Origin of the sequence: Nonomuraea sp. NPDC048916 (assembly GCF_040649575.1) — a bacterium.
GTDB lineage: Bacteria > Actinomycetota > Actinomycetes > Streptosporangiales > Streptosporangiaceae > Nonomuraea.
The window spans coordinates 17,569-35,737 of sequence record NZ_JBEZFS010000045.1; the positions used below are offsets into that span (position 1 = coordinate 17,569).

19 protein-coding genes and 1 pseudogene are annotated in these 18,169 nt (G+C 68.6%); 13 read left to right on the plus strand and 7 right to left on the minus strand.

Going from position 1 to position 18,169, the window contains the following annotated elements; genetic code table 11:
• Positions 1-130: 130 nt before the first annotated feature.
• From AB0C16_RS34360 to AB0C16_RS34370, 3 genes are all read right to left on the minus strand, one after another.
• Entirely contained in the window at positions 131-589 is a 459-nt protein-coding gene (locus AB0C16_RS34360) for a CBS domain-containing protein (protein WP_357689264.1), read from the minus strand.
• 94 nt (positions 590-683) lie between these two features.
• A complete protein-coding gene (locus AB0C16_RS34365; protein ID WP_357689266.1) occupies positions 684-1,325 on the minus strand; it encodes an SPFH domain-containing protein in 642 nt (213 codons plus the stop codon).
• Between the two features lie 364 nt (positions 1,326-1,689).
• Positions 1,690-2,316, minus strand: a complete 627-nt coding sequence (locus tag AB0C16_RS34370) for a VOC family protein (protein ID WP_357689268.1) — start codon at positions 2,314-2,316, stop codon at positions 1,690-1,692.
• Positions 2,317-2,412: 96 nt separating this feature from the next.
• Here AB0C16_RS34370 and AB0C16_RS34375 point away from each other — a divergent pair, with 96 nt between their 5' ends.
• The 5 genes from AB0C16_RS34375 (at position 2,413) to AB0C16_RS34395 (ending at position 5,027) form a co-directional block, all read left to right on the plus strand.
• Entirely contained in the window at positions 2,413-2,802 is a 390-nt protein-coding gene (locus tag AB0C16_RS34375) for a metalloregulator ArsR/SmtB family transcription factor (RefSeq protein ID WP_357689270.1), read from the plus strand.
• Complete coding sequence (locus AB0C16_RS34380; RefSeq protein WP_357689272.1) at positions 2,802-3,266, plus strand: SRPBCC domain-containing protein; 465 nt, start codon at positions 2,802-2,804, stop codon at positions 3,264-3,266. Before AB0C16_RS34375 ends, AB0C16_RS34380 begins: the two co-directional genes overlap by 1 nt.
• Before the next feature lie 34 nt (positions 3,267-3,300).
• Entirely contained in the window at positions 3,301-3,738 is a 438-nt protein-coding gene (locus AB0C16_RS34385; RefSeq protein ID WP_357689274.1) for a nuclear transport factor 2 family protein, read from the plus strand.
• 413 nt (positions 3,739-4,151) lie between these two features.
• Complete coding sequence (locus AB0C16_RS34390; RefSeq protein ID WP_357689276.1) at positions 4,152-4,481, plus strand: putative quinol monooxygenase; 330 nt, start codon at positions 4,152-4,154, stop codon at positions 4,479-4,481.
• 162 nt (positions 4,482-4,643) lie between these two features.
• The gene (locus AB0C16_RS34395) at positions 4,644-5,027 is read left to right on the plus strand and encodes a hypothetical protein (RefSeq protein ID WP_357689277.1); all 384 of its coding nucleotides are present in this window, start codon (positions 4,644-4,646) and stop codon (positions 5,025-5,027) included.
• A gap of 47 nt (positions 5,028-5,074) precedes the next feature.
• Here AB0C16_RS34395 and AB0C16_RS34400 read toward each other — a convergent pair.
• Together AB0C16_RS34400 and AB0C16_RS34405 are read right to left on the minus strand one after the other, a co-directional pair.
• Positions 5,075-5,410: pseudogene (locus tag AB0C16_RS34400) on the minus strand (polyphosphate kinase 2); the annotation flags it as partial.
• Between the two features lie 28 nt (positions 5,411-5,438).
• Positions 5,439-6,272, minus strand: coding sequence for a glycerophosphodiester phosphodiesterase family protein (locus AB0C16_RS34405; RefSeq protein ID WP_357689279.1), 834 nt, complete (start codon positions 6,270-6,272; stop codon positions 5,439-5,441).
• 289 nt (positions 6,273-6,561) lie between these two features.
• Between AB0C16_RS34405 and AB0C16_RS34410 the strand changes: the two genes are divergently transcribed.
• Both AB0C16_RS34410 and katG read left to right on the plus strand, forming a co-directional pair.
• The gene (locus AB0C16_RS34410; protein WP_357689281.1) at positions 6,562-6,999 is read left to right on the plus strand and encodes a Fur family transcriptional regulator; all 438 of its coding nucleotides are present in this window, start codon (positions 6,562-6,564) and stop codon (positions 6,997-6,999) included.
• A gap of 33 nt (positions 7,000-7,032) precedes the next feature.
• Positions 7,033-9,264, plus strand: coding sequence for a catalase/peroxidase HPI (katG, locus tag AB0C16_RS34415; RefSeq protein WP_357689283.1), 2,232 nt, complete (start codon positions 7,033-7,035; stop codon positions 9,262-9,264).
• 256 nt (positions 9,265-9,520) lie between these two features.
• On the opposite strand, the gene AB0C16_RS34420 is transcribed toward katG, so the two are convergent.
• Both AB0C16_RS34420 and AB0C16_RS34425 read right to left on the minus strand, forming a co-directional pair.
• The gene (locus AB0C16_RS34420) at positions 9,521-10,303 is read right to left on the minus strand and encodes a hypothetical protein (protein ID WP_357689285.1); all 783 of its coding nucleotides are present in this window, start codon (positions 10,301-10,303) and stop codon (positions 9,521-9,523) included.
• Positions 10,304-10,570: 267 nt separating this feature from the next.
• Complete coding sequence (locus AB0C16_RS34425) at positions 10,571-11,857, minus strand: MFS transporter (protein ID WP_357689287.1); 1,287 nt, start codon at positions 11,855-11,857, stop codon at positions 10,571-10,573.
• 303 nt (positions 11,858-12,160) lie between these two features.
• On the opposite strand from AB0C16_RS34425, the gene AB0C16_RS34430 reads away from it, so the two are divergent.
• From AB0C16_RS34430 to AB0C16_RS34455, 6 genes are all read left to right on the plus strand, one after another.
• A complete protein-coding gene (locus tag AB0C16_RS34430) occupies positions 12,161-13,435 on the plus strand; it encodes a helix-turn-helix domain-containing protein (protein WP_357689289.1) in 1,275 nt (424 codons plus the stop codon).
• Between the two features lie 219 nt (positions 13,436-13,654).
• A complete protein-coding gene (locus AB0C16_RS34435; RefSeq protein ID WP_357689291.1) occupies positions 13,655-15,202 on the plus strand; it encodes a long-chain fatty acid--CoA ligase in 1,548 nt (515 codons plus the stop codon).
• A gap of 617 nt (positions 15,203-15,819) precedes the next feature.
• Complete coding sequence (locus AB0C16_RS34440; protein WP_357689293.1) at positions 15,820-16,101, plus strand: hypothetical protein; 282 nt, start codon at positions 15,820-15,822, stop codon at positions 16,099-16,101.
• Positions 16,102-16,107: 6 nt separating this feature from the next.
• Entirely contained in the window at positions 16,108-16,629 is a 522-nt protein-coding gene (locus AB0C16_RS34445; RefSeq protein WP_357689295.1) for a MauE/DoxX family redox-associated membrane protein, read from the plus strand.
• Positions 16,626-17,213, plus strand: coding sequence for a hypothetical protein (locus AB0C16_RS34450; RefSeq protein WP_357689297.1), 588 nt, complete (start codon positions 16,626-16,628; stop codon positions 17,211-17,213). The genes AB0C16_RS34445 and AB0C16_RS34450 overlap by 4 nt, the downstream gene beginning before the upstream one ends.
• A gap of 71 nt (positions 17,214-17,284) precedes the next feature.
• Positions 17,285-17,848, plus strand: coding sequence for a hypothetical protein (locus AB0C16_RS34455; protein WP_357689299.1), 564 nt, complete (start codon positions 17,285-17,287; stop codon positions 17,846-17,848).
• Positions 17,849-18,169 lie beyond the last annotated feature (321 nt).

Here is an 18,169-nt window from a genome sequence, read left to right on the forward strand (position 1 = left end):
CCGTACGTAGGGCGTCTCAATCCGGGCTGAAGATTTCAACCGGCCCGGGCGGTTCAGGCACAGGCCTCGGATGGCACGCCGACGCAGCCGCGCGGCGGCCGATCACGTGGGGGAAGGTCCTCGGGTGCGCTCAGTCGCCCAGGTCCGGTATGGCCAGGCTGGTCAGCAGCCGGTCCAAGGTGATCGCACCGGCCAGCACTCCGCTCCGGTCCACCACGGCGACCAGCGGGCTGCGCATGCGGGCCATCAGGGCCGCGACCTCCAGCAGCGTCGCCTCCGGCTTCACCGTGATCGGGGACACCTGCTGGCGTGGCAGACAGTCGCCCACGGTGAGGTTGCCCAGCGCCTCCCAGAACAGGTCGGCGTGGGCCTCGTCGATGGTCCTGGCCAGCGCCGGGTCCTCCTGGAACGCGCCGGGCACCGCCATGCGCAGCACCTGGGTGCCGGGCAGCACCATTCGGGGCCGGCTCTTGTCGTCGACGACGATCAGCCCGGGCAGGCCGCCCATCGCCATCACCCGCACCGCTCTGGCGACCGGATCGTGCACAGTCACCGTCGGGAGTTTTACGGCGATTTCGCGTGCCTGCATGACACCTTCTTTCGAGGCTCGGTCTCTTGAGGCTCGGTCTCTTGAGGCTCGGTCTCTTGAGGATCGGTCGGACTTCGATCGGGACTGCGCCGTCTCACGCATGCTCATCTCGCCCCCGAGCGGGCTGGCGCACGCCGGACGGAAAGTTCTCGGCCCAGCGGATCAGATCGGCTCTGAGCGGGATCTCGATGCGGGTGAGCTCGACGAGCCTCACCTCGACGCCCCAGTGAGCGGTCCTGCGGCTGATCCTCGCGGCCAGTTCCTCGACGCCGTCGTCGTCCGGCGCGGACAGCTCCGCCAGATCCCGCTCGGCCACATACCGGCGGACCTCGGTCTCGGCGGCGGCGCTCGTGGCGGCGGCGGAGGAGTCCTCGGCCACGGCGTAGGCGACGGGGTCGTTCACGGACGCCATGGCGACCCCGTTGACCATGACCGTCACCTGGTCCCTGGTGGTGGCCTCCACCCACAGCAGGTCGACGTGCACGGGTCGCATCGGGATCCGTACGGCGCGGACGATGCCCGCGGGCACCACGACCAGGCCGGGGCCCTTGATCCCCACGTAGCGGCCGAGCCGGAAGACGGCCAGCCGCTCCCCGGCGGGGACGACCCGGATCCAGGAGACGGCCAGGACGGCGAGCAGCAGCGCGCCCACGACGATCCAGGTGAGCGGATCACCGGCGATGGCGTACGCGTGCGCCGAGAGCGGCGTCGGGGCGCCGTTCGGAGGCACGGCCATTGACGTCTCCCTCCCACGATCCTGGCAAGTGTGTCTCCAGTCTCGTCAAAGAGGGTGGGTCGCACCATCGGGCCTGACACCCATCTAGCCGGGGGTGCACCATGTAAAAACGGCAGGTGAGAGCACACGACGGTGATGTGCGTCACCGTCATGGGAAGGCGGGAGATCATCGATCACCGCGGCGGGCCCGGCGGGGGCGGGCGGTGACGGCTCGGCCGAGCCGCGCTCGCGCTCGGGTCAGACACCCCGGAGCGTACGCCTCCGCGCGGGTGTCCGGCACCGGCACCCACAACCATGTATACGTACTTTTCTGGTGGTGTGCGGCCTTGGCTCTGCCCGGCTCGCAGGCGCTTGCCCGAACTTGTCAGACCAGCGTGACGGTCCCGCGCGGGGTCTCGAACTCCGCGTGCAGCGCGGGCTCCGGGCCCGTGGTCACGGTGAGGTCGACGCCGAGCGCGGCCAGGTCATGCCGTACGGAGTCGGGCTCCGGGTGGGACGCGGCGAAGGACGTCAGGCGCAGCCGCGGCAGGCCGGAGGCGGCCGGGTGCGGCGTCCGCCCCCAGTCGATGAGGAACGGCACCGGCCTGACCGCCGCCGCCTCCTCCCTGGAGGTGAGCCGCCAGTCCAGACGGCTGCCGTCCGGCTTGACCCGGGACAGCGGCCGCACGTCGCCGGGGTCGTAGCCGTGTTCCCGTGCCTGTCGTACGCGCCCGTCGAGGTCTTCCGGATGCACCGCCCAGGTCACGAGCCGGGGCTCGGTGAGGGTTTCCAGGCCGAACAGGCGGGGCGGCGCGCCGGGGCCGGCCGCCGGATCGGGACCGATGATCTCCAGGTAGGCGGTCGCGCCGAGGCCGACCAGGTAGTTGGCACTGCCCCCGGGATGGCTGCCGCCGGGGACGGGGGTGACGCCGGTGCGGGCGGCGAAGTCCTCGACACCCGCGAGGAGGTCGGGCACCGCGTAGACGAGGTGGTCCAGGCAGGGATCGGACATGGCTCAGACCGTACCCCGGAAGGTGCGAAAGGTCCGGAAGATCCGGAAGGCGGCGGAGTCGATCGGCCGCTCTTGACCTTAATTAAGTCCTGACTTATGGTACCAATTAGTTCCGGAACTTGGAGGTTCGCATTGGACAGGCTCAGCGCGGTCTTCGCGGCCCTCGCCGACCCGACCCGGCGCGCGATCCTCGCCCGCCTCCTGGACGGCGACGCGTCGGTCGCGGAGCTCGCCGAACCGTTCTCCATGACGCAACGAGCCGTCTCCAAGCACATCGCCGTCCTGGAGTCCGCGGGCCTCATCACCCGAGGCCGCGACGCGCAGCGCAGACCCAGCCGGATCCGGCTGGACCCACTGACCGACGTCGACGCCTGGCTCGACTCCTACCGGCAGGTCTGGCAGGACCGCTTCGACCGGCTCGACGAGCGGCTCGCCCGGCTGCCGAACCACGAAGACGATTCACCGACCAGCGAAGGGAGCGCCTGATGGCGCCAAGTCACGCCGACGGCCACGCAACACGCCCGATCTCGATAGTCCGGCTCTTCGACGCCCCACGTGAGCTGGTGTTCCGCACCTGGACCCAGGCCGAGGACGTCGCCGCCTGGTTCGCGCCAGACGGATTCACCGTCACCGACTGCGCGCTCGACGCCCGTCCCGGCGGGCGATGGCACGTGCGGTTCCAGTCCGCCTCCGGAGAGGCGCACCGGGAGTACGGCGAGTTCCGCGAGGTCGTGACGCCGGAAAGGCTGGTCTTCACCCTCACCCAGCAGGGCGACAACGGACACGCCGGCCCCGAGACGCTGGTGACGGTCGCCTTCGCCGAGCACGGCTCCAAGACGGAGATGACCTTCGAGCAGACCGGCTTCGACTCCGCCGCCACGCGCGACGGCAACGCCGAAGGCTGGCGAGGCTGCTTCGACAGCCTCGACCACCACCTGACCACCACCTGATCACCACCACCCGCGACCCCAAGGAGTGACCGATATGAGCAAGACCGCCGAAAAGGAGATCCGCGACCACTTCGAGGAGTGGTTCAGGGACGCCGCCGCGAAGGATCTCGACGCCGTGATGACGAAGATCGCCGACGACGCGGTCTCGTACGAGCACGACGCTCCGCTCGTCTGCACGGGCGCGCCCGCCATCCGCGAGGTCTGCCGTCAGGGCTTCGACGTGATGGCCGGCGAGCTCCGCTGGGACATCCCCGACCTGCACGTCATCGTCCGCGACGACCTCGCCGTCAGCTGGGGCCTCAACCGCATGCGCGCCCAGGAGCCCGGCAAGGAACCGGTCGAGTTGTGGTCGCGCGGCACCCGGGTGTTCCAGCGGATCGACGGCGAGTGGAAGATGATCCACCAGCACGTCTCCTACCCGCTCGACCCCGAGACGGGCCGGGCGGCCACCGACCTCCGGCCGGATCGCTGATCAGACCGTCACGGGCGCCGGCGGCTGCCGCCCGGCCTGACGGCCGACCGCGATGGTCGGCACGAACGCCACGGGCGATCCCGGGGTCCCACCCGCGGAAGGCCGATCGTTCGAGCCCGCCCGAACCTGTCACGGCGGCCGTCCATCTAAGGGATCTTGACCTCTTCCCCCTCGTAAACGAGGGGGATTCCCACGGTCCCCCGTAATAGCGAATGGGCGTTCGATTTTGCCGTATTGTTCCGGCTTTCGCCCCTGTCCCGACCGCGTCGCCCCGGAGGGCGCGCTCGCATGCGTTAGCCTCATCTCGTCAGCCTCACCCCGTCGACGGCCTCGTCTCGTCGACGGCCTCAACTCGTCGACAGTCTCGTCTCGTCGACCGCCGTGGGCGCGTGCCGAGCCGGAGGAGTGCGTCAATGATCTTCATCACCGCGAAGTTCCGCGTTCTGCCCGAACACGCCGACCGGTGGCCCGAGATCACCGACGAGTTCACCAGGGCGACCCGCGCCGAGCCCGGCTGCCTGTGGTTCGACTGGTCGCGCAGCGTCGCGGATCCGGACGAGTACGTCCTGGTCGAGGCGTTCCGCGACGACGAGGCCGGGGCCGCCCACGTCGGGTCCGAGCACTTCAGGAAGGCCCGGCGGACGCTCCCGCCGCACCTGGCCGAGACGCCGCGCATCGTGAACGTGAACGTCCCGCAGCAGGACTGGTCACTCCTCGGCGAGATGGCCGTACCCGAGGCGTAGACCGCCGCGGGGTCGTCCTCCGGCGAGGCGTGAGAGGTGGAGATCACCGCCGACGGCGCGCGGGGTTAGGCTCGGATACCCGGCACACGGGCGCGAAGGGATCCGATCATCGTCAACGACCATTTTCCGTTCGAAGACCCGCCACCGCGAGTGCGCCGCCGCGTGACCAAGGCGGCGATCCTGAGCGCCCAGTCCCCGGCCGACATCGTCGAGTGGACCTGCCCGCACGGCCGGCACGCCGGGCACGGCTGCGTCGCCTGCTACGACGCCTCCGCCGGGGCCGATCCGGAGCTGCCGCTGTGGGAGGTCGCGGCCTGGTTCACCACCACGCGGCCGATCCCGATCAGGGCCCTGCAGGACGTCCATCGCCACGGCCGCCGCTTCGCGCTCGACCAGCCGTCGACTCCCCTGGTCTACCTGCTGAGCGGGCAGGTGCGGGCCGCTCAGGGCGCGGAGGCGGTGGCGGGCGTGGTCGGGTTCCTCCTGCAGAACCGGCACATCGTCGACGACTTCACCATGACGGAGATCCGCGCCGTCCACTCCTGACGGAGATCACCGGTCCGCCCCGAATCCTCTTCTCCTCCCCGAAACGGCTACCCGCCGGGCCGGGCGGAATCGGGGCCGGAGTCACGGTCCTCGTCGAGGACGTCGGCGGCCGTGCGGACGATGAGCGGGTCGGGCACCCCGACCACCTCGTGATTCTTGCCCTCATAGTCGAACCGGCTCAGGACGTGACGGATCGCCTCGACCCGGGCGCGTTTCTTGTCGTTGCCCTTGATCACCGTCCACGGCGCGTAGCCGGTGTCGGTGTGCTGGAACATGTCCTCCTTGGCTTCGGTGTACTCGTCCCATTTCTGGCGGGAGGCCAGGTCCATCCGCGACAACTTCCAGCGCCGGACCGGGTCGACGGAGCGGATGACAAAACGGGTGAGCTGCTCGCACCGGACCGGCCTGGATCTACGACCGCCGTTTGACGCCCTGGAGGTGGTCGGGCTGGTTGGTCATGATGCCGTCGACGCCGTACGAGATGAGCCGGCGGATGGCGGCCCGCCTCTTCGTCGACCAGGTGTAGACGCGCATCCCCTGGTCGTGGACCTCTTCGACGTACTGCGGGGTGAGGCCGACGTGCGGCAGGTTGATGCCGCTGGCGTAGCGGGCCAGCTCGGGGAGCCGGGCGGCGGCCGGCTTGCCGAGCAGCGCGATGGGGACCTGGGGCATGACGCTGTGGAAGGTCCGCATCGACCGCCAGTCGAACGCCTGCACGGCCAGCCGTTTGCCGCTCCACCAGCTACGGAGGTCCTGCAGCTCGGCGGCCACCCGCCGGTCGACGTCCGGGTTGACCGGAGGATGCTTGATCTCCAGCAGCAGCCCGATCTCTCTGTTCCTCATCACCCGCACGGCCTGCGCGAGGGTGGGCACCCTCTCGCCCCGGTACGTCGGGGAGAACCACGAGCCGGCGTCCAGCCGCTGGATCTCCGCGAGCGTGAAGTCGGCGACCCGCCACGGCGACCGGCCGGGGAAGACCTTCTCGACGTTGGTGGTGCGGGCCAGCGTGGGGTCGTGCATCAGGACGAGCTGCTGATCCTTGGTCTGCTGGACGTCGAACTCGCACATGTCGGCCTGCTGGGCCCAGGCCAGGACACAGGCCGCGATGGTGTTCTCGGGCGCGTACGCGGAGGCGCCTCGATGCGCGATGTTGTCCACCTCTCTCGGCGAGGCGGACGCGATCCCCGTCATGACGACCAGGGTGGTCAGGGCAGCGGTGACGGCGGCGACGAGCTGGCGGTACATGTCCCTCCTCGGGCTTGGCCTATGCCGGTAACCCGAGCCGGACAATGCGTCTTATGTCGAGTTAAGTAGGAGGGTGCCCACTTAGGCCAGCGAAGAGTTGGTTCATCCGGCGCGCCGTTCACGTCAGGACGAACTTTTTGCCAGGCCCGCAGCGCGGCTTGGCGCGTCCGGCTTGCCCAGGGGCGGCACTCCCCCACGAGGCGCACGACCGGCGTCGCCCGGCGTGGCGCTAGACTTGTAGCGTTCGCTATCTTGTATCGTTCGTGTTTATGACGATAGGTTCGGCGCCATGACCGCACCCACGACTCCGACCACCGCCGAGGAGCTTCGCGGGGCAGGCCTGCGAGTGACGGCCGCCCGCGTCGCGCTGCTCGAGACCGTCCGGGAGGGTGACCACCTCGGCGTCGAGGCGATCGCCTCCGGGGTGCGCGATCGCGTAGGCCATATCTCCCTTCAAGCCGTGTACGAAGCCCTCCACGCGCTCACCGCGGCGGGACTCGTACGCCACATCGAACCGGCCGGCAGTCCAGCCCGGTTCGAGGGGCGCGTCGGCGACAACCACCACCACGTCGTGTGCCGGTCATGCGGAGACGTCGCCGACGTCGACTGCGCGGCCGGCGAGGCGCCCTGCCTGACCGCCTCCGACGACCACGGCTTCACGATCGACGAGGCCGAGGTCATCTTCTGGGGCCTGTGCCCCAACTGTTCCGCCACCCGCAACTCGTGAGCACCTTGATCCGCACAATCCGGAAGGATTCCCATGTCCGAGAATCATGATGCAATCGTCACAGACCCGAAGCCGGAGGGCGACGGCGGCTGCCCGGTCGCGCACGAGCGCGCCCCCCACCCGACTCAGGGCGGCGGCAACCGCCAGTGGTGGTCGGAGCGGCTCAACCTGAAGATCCTCGCCAAGAACCCCGCCGTGGCCAACCCCTTCGGCGAGCAGTTCGACTACGCCGAGGCGTTCAAGACCCTCGACCTCGCGGCCGTGAAGCGGGACATCGCCGAGGTGCTGACGACCTCGCAGGACTGGTGGCCCGCCGACTACGGCCACTACGGCCCGTTCATGGTCCGGATGGCGTGGCACAGCGCGGGCACCTACCGGATCAGCGACGGCCGCGGCGGCGCGGGGGCCGGCCAGCAGCGCTTCGCGCCCCTCAACAGCTGGCCTGACAACGCCAACCTCGACAAGGCTCGCCGCCTGCTGTGGCCGGTCAAGAAGAAGTACGGCAAGAAGCTCTCCTGGGGCGACCTCCTGATCCTCACCGGCAACGTCGCGCTGGAGACCATGGGCTTCAAGCCCTTCGGCTTCGCCGGCGGTCGTGAGGATGTCTGGGAGCCCGACGAGGACGTCTACTGGGGCCCCGAGTCCACCTGGCTCGACGACAAGCGCTACACCGGCGACCGGGAGCTCGAGAACCCCCTCGCCGCGGTCCAGATGGGCCTCATCTACGTCAACCCGGAGGGCCCGAACGGCAACCCCGACCCGCTCGCCTCGGCCCGCGACATCCGTGAGACGTTCCGCCGGATGGCGATGAACGACGAGGAGACGGTCGCCCTGATCGCGGGCGGTCACACCTTCGGCAAGACCCACGGCGCCGGCCCGGCGGACCACGTCGGCCCCGACCCCGAGGCCGCCTCGCTCGCGGAGCAGGGCCTCGGCTGGAAGAGCACCTTCGGCACCGGCAAGGGCGGCGACACGATCACCAGCGGTCTCGAGGGTGCGTGGACCAACACCCCGACGCAGTGGGACAACAGCTTCTTCGAGATCCTCTACGGCTACGAGTGGGAGCTGGCCAAGAGCCCCGCCGGCGCGCACCAGTGGAAGCCGAAGGACGGCGCCGGGGCGGGCAGTGTCCCCGACGCCCACGACCCGTCGAAGAGCCACGCTCCGACGATGCTGACGACCGACCTCGCGCTCCGCGTGGACCCGATCTACGACCAGATCTCGCGGCGCTTCCTCGAGAACCCCGACGAGTTCGCGGACGCCTTCGCCAGGGCGTGGTTCAAGCTGACCCACCGTGACATGGGCCCGGTCGTGCGCTACCTCGGCCCGGAGGTCCCGACCGAGACGCTGCTGTGGCAGGACCCGCTCCCCGCGGTGACGCACGAGCTCGTCGACGCCGAGGACATCGCCTCCCTGAAGGGCCGGATCCTCGCCTCGGGCCTGTCGGTGTCCCAGCTCGTGTCCACCGCGTGGGCGTCGGCCTCGTCCTTCCGCGGCAGCGACAAGCGCGGCGGCGCCAACGGTGCGCGCATCCGCCTCGAGCCGCAGAGCGGGTGGGAGGTCAACGACCCCGACCAGCTGGCGATGGTGCTGCGCACCCTGGAGGGGATCCAGGAGGCCTTCAACGCCGCCCAGACCGGCGGCAAGCGGGTCTCGCTCGCCGACCTGATCGTGCTCGCCGGTGGTGTGGCGGTCGAGCAGGCCGCCAAGAACGCCGGCTTCGACCTCGAGGTCCCCTTCACCCCGGGCCGCGTGGACGCCTCGCAGGAGGAGACCGACGTGGAGTCGTTCACCGCGCTCGAGCCGATCGCCGACGGGTTCCGCAACTACATCGGAAAGGGCAACCGGCTGGCGGCCGAGTACCTCCTGATCGACCGGGCCAACCTGCTGACCCTGAGCGCCCCCGAGATGACGGTCCTCGTCGGAGGTCTCCGCGTCCTGGGCGCGAACCACCAGCAGTCGCCGCTCGGCGTCTTCACCACGACGCCCGGGTCCCTGACCAACGACTTCTTCGTCAACCTGCTCGACCTGGGCACGACGTGGAAGGCGACGTCCGAGGACGCGAACACGTTCGAGGGTCGCGACGCCGCCACGGGCGAGGTCAAGTGGACCGGCAGCCGCGCCGACCTCGTCTTCGGGTCCAACTCCGAGCTGCGCGCGCTCGCGGAGGTCTACGCGAGCGATGACGCGAAGAAGAAGTTCGTGGACGACTTCGTCGCGGCGTGGAACAAGGTGATGAACCTCGACCGGTTCGACCTGGTCTGATCATGATGTCCAGGTCGGCCGCGCCGGCCGACCTGGACGTCCTCCGCCCGAAAGGGAGACCCGCCCGTCCCTGTGCCGTTCGCCCTGGTCGGCGACCTGAACCACTGCTCGGGACCGAGTGCCTTCGCGGGTTCGAACCTCCGCACCCGGCTCCGGAGAGGATCGCCGCACAACGAGGCCTCGACCCGCCGTTTTTCTTCAGGAGATGGCCATCGCCTTCGGCCCACCACTGGCCCGCACCAGCCGAGCCAGTCGATCAGTCGATCGTCTTGTCGGTCACCGTCTTGGGGTTCGGCGCCTTGATCGACACCTTGGTCCCCCATCCGGTGAAGCGGCTCTCGATGGTGATGGTCTTGCCGTCGTGACCGCTCACGTCGAGCACCCCCGTCGCCGCGTACGAGCTCTTCACCTTGCTCACGAGCCCGGCGGAGGTGAGCGTGAGGGTGTAGGAGACCTTGGTGTCGTCGTGCATGCGCAGCGGGATCGACCCGGCGAACCAGGGCGACACCTTGTCGAGCTCCTTGAAGGTGATCTTCCCTGTGATGGTGCTCCTGGTCAGCTTGCCCTTCTTGATCAGCGCGGCCAGGGTCTTGGGCTCGGCGGGGTTGATGACCTGCCCGCGGTAGCCGCCGGTGCCGGCGAACGAGCCGCGGCTCTTGAGCCAGGTCTTGCCCGCCGGCAGCCGGTCCTTCCACATGCCGCCCGAGGTGTAGCCGATCTTGCCGACGGTGATGGTCCGCTCGCGTCCCAGAGCCGAGGTGGCCACGATGTCGGAGGCCGCGAGGCCCTTGGCGTTGAACTGGAAGGCGCCCTTGCGGCTCTGCACCTTGGTCTTGTCGTCGCCCGAGAGGGTGGTGGTCTCGGTGAAGCGCACGCCGCGCCCGGGGGCCAGCTTGCCCTTCAGGGCTCGAACGGGATCTTTGGAAACGGCCTGGACGGGGGCGGCCTGAACGGGGGCCGCCTGGACGGAGACCGCCTCGGCGGGTACGGCCACCAACAGGGAGCCGCAGGCCGCCAGGGTCGTGATCGTCTTCTTCATGAGTCGTGATCATGCCGAAGGCGGGTCACGGGCAGGGCACGACCGGAGCGGGCCCGGCGCCGCTGGTCGGGTGGGGTCGCGGAAGCCGACGGCGAACCCGCCGGCGAGTTCGATCACTGTGCCGGCGCCCTTGCCAGCGGCGTTGGAGACACCCGGCAAGATGGCGGTGGCGATCTCGGTCATCCAGCGGGAAGGGGCAGGACCGTCATCGGTGCACTGCCCGTTCCCGGACCGGAAGCGTTCAAGATCACCATTCCGGCAGTCTGCTCAAGTGGTGGGCGCGGATTGGGTGTCGGCGTCGATGGACCGGTGTTTGGTCTCGCCGATGGCCAGCACGCACACGGTGCTGACCAGGCCAAGAGCGGCCAGGTAGTAGCCGACGCCCATGCCGCCGTATGCGGCGACGAGTGGTGGGGCGACGATCAGCGGGACCGCGCCGCCGAGTATGCCGGCGAGGTTATAGCCCATGCCCGCGCCGGTGTACCGGTAACGGGCGTGGAACAGTTCGGGCAGGTAGGCGGCGGCCGGGCCATAAGGGATGCCGAGCACCAGCATCAGCAGGCCGAGCCCGACGTAGTACGACACCGCGTTTCCCGGCTTCATGATGATGAACGCGGCCGGGCCGGCGGCGATCGCCGAGACGGTGCCGATGAGCATCACCTTGCGGCGGCCGATCAGGTCGGAGTAGTGGGCCGACAGGACGACAGAGACGGCGAACATGATTCCTCCGGAGACTCCGGCGGCCAGCACAGTGGGCCTGGACAGGCCGAGCACACCCACCCCGGGGGCCGATCCGGCGTAGCTGGTGAGGAAGACGGCGCCGATGTAGAACATGCCGAGCGCCATGGTGAGCGTGCCACCGGCGAGCAGGACCTGCTTCCACTGGTGGCGCAGGGCGTCGGCGAACGGCAGCCTGGGCGGGGCGACCGTTGTCACGGCCTTGGCGAACACCGGAGTCTCCTCGACCTTGAGCCGAATGTAGAGGCCGACTCCGACCAGCCCCAGGCTGGCCAGGAATGGAAGCCTCCATCCCCAGCCGGTGAAGTCCGCCGTGCTCATGGTCAGCGCGGCGACGAGGAACGTGCCGCTCGACATCGTCATCGCGATCGCCGGGCCGAGCTGGGGGAACATGCTGTACCAACCGCGTTTCGCCGACGGGGCGTACTCAGCGGTGAGCAGCGCCGCGCCGGCCCACTCACCGCCGACCGCGAGCCCCTGGAGCGCTCGCAGCACCACCAGCAGGAGCGGGGCGATCATCCCGATCTCGTCCGCGGTCGGCACCAGGCCGATGGCGAAAGTCGACAACCCCATCAGCAGGAGCGTGGACATCAGGGTCTTCTTCCTGCCCAGACGGTCCCCGAAGTGGCCGAACAGGATCGACCCGAGCGGCCGGAACAGGAACGCCACCCCGAACGTCGCGAACGCCGCCACCGAAGCCGCGGCGTCGCCTAACGCGGGGAAGAACAGCGGCCCGAACACCAGAGCGGCCGCGGTCCCGTAGATGAAGAAGTCGTAGAACTCGATCGAGGTGCCGATAAGTGATGCCGCGGCCACCCGCCGCATCACCCTCCGCTTGTCCCCCAGAAGTCTGGACGATCCTGGATTCGTGTGCTCGATTGTCATGATCACCTCACATGGGTGCGCTGGGCGACGCCCAGGGGGATAGGGAGCTCCGAGGCCGTTCTGTCGCCCCGCCGACCTGGACCGTCACTATCCCTCCGGTGTGACCTCGACCACACGGTTATCGGGTGACAAGATGTTCGACCACGACCTGTGGTTCAACCACAAGCCATGAGGGTTCTGTCCGTCGATTTCGCCGCAGCCTCAGACTGTCCAGGCCGGCGGGAAAGGGTGACGATGATCGAATCAGTCGATCCGGGCACAGGCGGTCTCGATCCGAGGGAGCGGCGGATCATCGACGCGGTCGAAGCGTCGCTGCCGCAGGTGACCGAGGCGGCGGTGGCCGAGATCTGGCGGCAGGTGCCCGGTTACGCCGCCAGCCCAGACCCCGGTCTGCGCGGGGAGGTGGCCGCACATATTGCCGCGATATTCCGCGTGTTCCTGGTCACGGTGGCCGAGCATCGGCCCGTACGGACCTCGGACTTCCCCTTCACGGTGGAGAACGCCTCCCACCGCGTACGCCAAGGGGTGTCGCTGTCGGACTTCTTGCAGGCGTTCCGGCTCAGCCAGCTGATCCTGTGGGAGGGCATGCTGGAGATCGTCCGTGACGACACAACGATGCGAGAGGCCGTGTTGTCGCTGGTCAGCAAGCTCATGCAGGTGATCGAGGTGGGCAGCTCGGTGGCCGCTGAAGCCTATGTCGAGGCGCAGCATCTGCAGTTGGCCGAGCGTGACCGCGTCCGCCGCGACCTGTTGGAAGACCTGCTCGCCCGTCGGGACGTCTCACCAGGATCCAAGCGGGCGATGCTGCGGTCGGTCGGCCTCGATTCGGCCGCCCGCCTGGTCGTCGCCTCGGCGGTGCTGGTGCAGCCGCTGACGGGGGATCAAACGATGCACGGCGCGGTGGACGTCGTGCGTCGCGCGATCGGGGGGCAGCATCGCGGGCTCATCATGGTTCGCCAGGAGGAGGTCATCGCGGTCTCCCCCATGCCCGCACCCGGACTGCGGTCCCTGGTCACCGACCTGCGCGAGGCGGTAGGTCAACTGGCCCGCCAGGGGGCGGAACTGGCCGTGGGGATCAGTACGGTGCACAGCGGGCCGGCCAAGGTGCCCGACGCCTACACCGAGGCGTGTGTCGCACGCGATGCCCTGAATGGCGAACCCGGCGTGCTCGCCTTGCCCATGCTGTCCAGCTTCGACTACCTGATGCTTCGCGACGACGAGATCGCCCACCGCCTGATCCGTGCCCCGTTGCGACGGTTCGTGGAGGACGACCGAGCCCGCGGTGGCGCCCTGGTCACCACGCTGATGGAGTACATCGCCTGCGACCTCAACGCCAAGATCGCCGCCCAACGGCTGCATCTGCACGTCAACACCGCCTACTACCGTCTGGAACGCATCGCCGAGCGCACCGGTTGCGACCTGCGCAGTCTCGCCGACATCCAGGAGTTGCTGATCGCGGTGCGGCTGCTGAGCGGACGCCGGCGCCCCTCAGCCCTGCCGGGCACGTGACGTCTCCCCCCGCGGCCCAGCAGCCGGGGGGAAGACGATGGACCAGCCCGAGCGGTCCGCGGCGGTGTGTGAGGCGCGCCGTGACCGGCGAACCGGCTTGTGGTCGTCCCACAAAGAAGCCTGTGAATCGGCCTCTAACAGCGGACGACGGCGTGAGGTCACGCTAGGGATCCAGCCGCCCGCCGCATGGGGGTTTCGGCCAAGCCACGGAGGTGCCGCATGCTCAACCTCGCCACCCTTCTGGAGCACAGCGCACGAGAGTTCCCCGGTCGAGAGGCGGTCGTGGCCGACGCCGTCAGGCTCACCTACGCCCAGGTCGACCGGACCGCGAACCAGGTCGCCAACGCCCTGATCGCGCTCGGTGTCGCGCCGGGTGACCGGGTCGCACTCAGCTGCCCGAACGTGCCGGAGTTCCCGATCGTCTACTACGGGATACTCAAGACCGGCGCCGGCGTGCTGCCGCTGAACATGCTGCTGACCGAACGGGAGGTCGCCTACCATCTCCGTGACAGCGCCGCCAGGGCCTACGTCTGCTTCGAAGGCACGGCGGAGCTGCCCACGGGCAAGGTCGGCCGGGCCGCATTCGACGCGACCCCCGGTTGTGAGCATTTCGTCCTCATCACCGATGACCTGCGCGACACGCGGCCCGGCACCCTCGCCCGCCTCATCGACAACCAGCCGGACACGTTCGACACCTCGATGACCCAGGAGAGCGACACCGCGGTGGTGCTTTACACCAGCGGGACGACCGGGAAACCCAAGGGCGCCGAACTGACCCACAGCAATCTCGTGCTGAACGCGCTGATCCCCGGCCGGCTCTTCGGCCACCACCCGCATGATGTCCATCTGGTCGCCCTGCCGCTGTTCCACACCTACGGGCAGACCGTTCAGCTGAACGCCGGATTCGCCGCCGGCGCGACCCTGGTGCTCCAGCGGCGGTTCGACGCCGACCAGGCCCTGGCTCTCATGGAGCAGGAAGGGGTCACGTTCTTCGCGGGCGTGCCGACGATGTTCTGGGAACTGCTGGCATGCCGGGCAGCCGAGCAGCTCGACCTCACCATGATCACCCGCACCCTGCGGATGTGCCTGAGCGCCGGGGCGGCGCTGCCCCGCAGCATATCGGAGCAGTTCAAGCACCGGTTCGGCGTGCCGCTGCTGGAAGGGTACGGCATGACAGAGCTCAGCCCGATCGCCCTGTGGCACCCGGTGGACCAGGAATACCGCCCCGGATCGGTCGGCCTGCCCGTCTGGGGTGTGGAGGTCAAGGTCGTCACCGAGACAGGCGTCGAGGCGGGCGTCGACGAGCCGGGAGAACTCCATGTGCGCGGCCACAACGTGATGAAGGGCTACTTCAATCGGCCCGGCGCGACGGCTGATGTCCTGGGCGCCGACGGCTGGTTCCGAACCGGTGACATCGGCCGTCGTGACACGGACGGCTATCACTATCTCATCGACCGCAAGAACGACGTGATCATCCGTGGGGGGTACAACGTGTATCCGCGCGAGCTGGAAGAGATCCTGCTCACCCACCCTGAGGTCAGCCTCGCTGCCGTCGTCGGCGTACCACACGAACGCAACGGCCAGGAAGTCCACGCCTTCGTCATCCGCAAGCCCGGCTCGCAGATCAGCGAGGACGAGCTGATCGCCTGGTGCAGGCAGAACATGGCCGCTTACAAGTACCCGCGGATCATCACTTTCCGCGGCACACTGCCGATGACGGCCAGCGGCAAGATCCTCAAGCGCGAGCTCGCCCCCGCCCCGCTCTGACCCCTCACATGATCTGGCCCCGTCCGGACGCCGGTGACAGGCGGCCCCGGGCGGGGCTGACTCGGGCCACGTCGAACAGGCGCCCACATCATCGCGACGCTCGATGGGCGAGTTTCCCGAAAAACGGAGAGCCTAGGTAGGCGTTTTTGTGCCCGACATAATCGGCCGGCGAACAGTTCGCCGCCAACCCGCTCGACATGACACCGATCAACTTATGCGGTAAAAGTCCTTCTTGTCGCCTTGTGATCGCTGTTGTACCCTCCATTAAAGATCAAATCGAATCCGGTTATGGAGCGGCCATGGCTGTTCAAGTGCCACAGGAACGCAAACGCCGACTGTCTCGACGAGTCTTTACCCGGGTTGTCGGCGCGAGCGCACTGGCCGCCGCGGCCTCCGTGGCAACCCAGGCGCGTCCCGCCTCCGCGCAGGCCATCTGCAACTATCTCTGCTGCCGCCTGATTTACTGCCCGACTTTTCCCTACAGCACGTGTGCGAACAATGCCACCTACATCTGGGGCTGCTACTCGGGAGCGTCCTTCTGTCGATGCTGTGAGGCTCCAGGGCGGGCCTCCATCAGCTGCTCCCCCTAAGCAACGGACGGACCTCGGAGGCCCGGAATGCAGCAAACACCGACAGATCACGGGTACGCGTACATTTTCCAGAACGAAGGCGCGGTGAACGTAGCGGTCTGTTCCCGCATCGAGAACGAGAAACCCGTCGGAGTCATCGCCATCCATTTTCGCACCAAGCAGGTCAAGGTCGATTCCAAAATTGCGTTGACCGGCGTAAACGGAGCTCGTTTCACGACCGAACCCGTCGCCGTCTATGGGGAAGACCAGGTGGTCCATCTACGGATCACGACCGTGGGCGAGGGGTTGACCGCGGCCGGGCTTCCGTAGTCCGGCATGGAGGCACTGCCTGTCATCCTCAGCGCACTGCTCGCCGCGACTCTGCTCACCTCGGGTGTGGGAAAGATGGTCAGTCCTCGCGGTCTGGCCGCGGCCCTGGGTGAGCTGGCCGGTTCACGGCGGCCGCCCGTGATCCTGATCAGAGCGGTCGCCTCCGTGGAGATCGCGCTGGCGGCGCTGGCGACGTTCAACCAGGAGCATGTGCTCACCTTCGTGCTGGCGGTCGCGCTCGGAGCGAGTTTCGTGCTCGTGGGGGTCGCGGGCCGGCTGCGCGCGAGTTCACTCCCCTGCGGCTGCTTCGGCCGGACCGGCTCCCGGTCGTTCGGAGGATGGAACGTACTGGCCGGCGCAGCGGTGATGGCCTGGGCGATGGTGCCCGCGTTGCGCGAGACCGGTCACGACCAGGCCGCCCTGCTGCTCGCGCTGAACATCACGGTGGTTGTCCCCGTCTGGGCGAACCGCCGGTATCTGAGCGTCTTCGTGAGAGGGACCATGGCGCGCGAACGGACCGAATCATGATCACGATACTGATCGTCACCCTGCTCGTACTGCTCACCGTGGCGGTCGTGATCCTGTTCGCCATGCTGGGCGAGCTATCCGCGCAGGTGTCCGCGGCACCCGTGACCGGAGAGGGCCGCCCCGAGTCCATCCAGCCGCTACCGGACGCCAAGCTCGGCGCGAAGGTCATCGAACTGCCGAAGGGGCTCGCCCGGCCGCCGGGCGTGCTCCTCGTGCTCAGCACAACGTGCGGGGCGTGCCAGGAACTGGCTCCGCAGGCGCGCGGATTCTTCGCGTCGGCGGGAGTGGAACTGGTCGGCATAGTGGTGTCGTGCGCGTCGGCTGAGTCGGGCAGAGACTTCGTGACGCAATTCGGGCTGGCGGACGTCCCCAGCTACGTGGACGTCTCGGGCCAGTTCAGCACGGCGGCGCTCGGCGTCGGGATGAGCCCGGCCGCGGTGGCGCTCTCGGCCGAGGGGATCATCCGGTCCGCCGTGGTATTCAGCTCCTTCAATGCCCTGTCAAGCTGGATCGGCTCCCTCGACGAGGTCCCCGCCCCGGCGGACGGCGCGAGCATCATGCCGAGCAGGGACCCCGTCCGTTGAACACCCTGGAAATCGCGGCGCTGGCCCTGGCCGGCTTCATCTTCCAGTACTGGAGCCCTTGAGGCCGTTCCATGGTCGGCGTCGCCGGCCCGTTGTCCAGGCGGTCGCCTGGCGCCGCACGCCGCTTCATCGCGGGCTACTCACTGGGCCTGCTGGTGGGCGGTACGGTAATCGCCCTGTTCGCCGCTGCCGTCGCGGAAGGGCTGGGGAGTGCGCTCCCGATCCGGTGGCGCGAGCTCGCGGCAGGCGCGCTGCTCGTCGGGGTCGGCGTCGCCGACGTCCTGAACCGCACCCCACACGTGATGCGGCAGGTGCCCCAGGACTACGCGCGGGCGCTCGAACCCGGCTGGCGCGGCCTGATCTGGGGCGTGGACCTCGGCCTGCTGTTCACCACGCAGAAGACCACCTCGCTCATCTGGGGTGCGCTGGTCGCCACGATGTTCCTCAACCCCTCGGCGGCTCCGGTTTTCCTCGTCGGAATGGTTGTCGCCTCGGTGGTGGGGACAGCGCTCGGGACGGCGCTCAACCACGTTCCAGGCCGGGCGTTCTTGAGCGGTGAGCGCATGTTCATCCGCACCGTACGCATCCTGAGTGGAATAGTGCTGATATGCCTGGGTTTGCTCCAGATCGCGTAGTGGCCGAGGCCGCCTCGCGCTGCGCTCCGGATCCGGACGACGGGGTCATCGTGGTGACCAGATTCGACTGCGGTGGACTCTGGCGGCTGCTCGTCTTCCGGATCGCGCACGCCTGGATCTCGGCTCGCATCAGACTGCGGCTCGAAGGGCTGGTCTTCCTGTCCACCCGTACGGACTTCGCGGCCCGCCGGGTGCTGAGCGTCACCATCTTCCACAACCTCGACGAGGTCTACCAGATGGGCACCATCCCGGCGCACATCAAAGCGGCCCGCATCACCCGCAAGGTCGGCGTACGGACCCGAGGCGCCATCTTCGCCAACG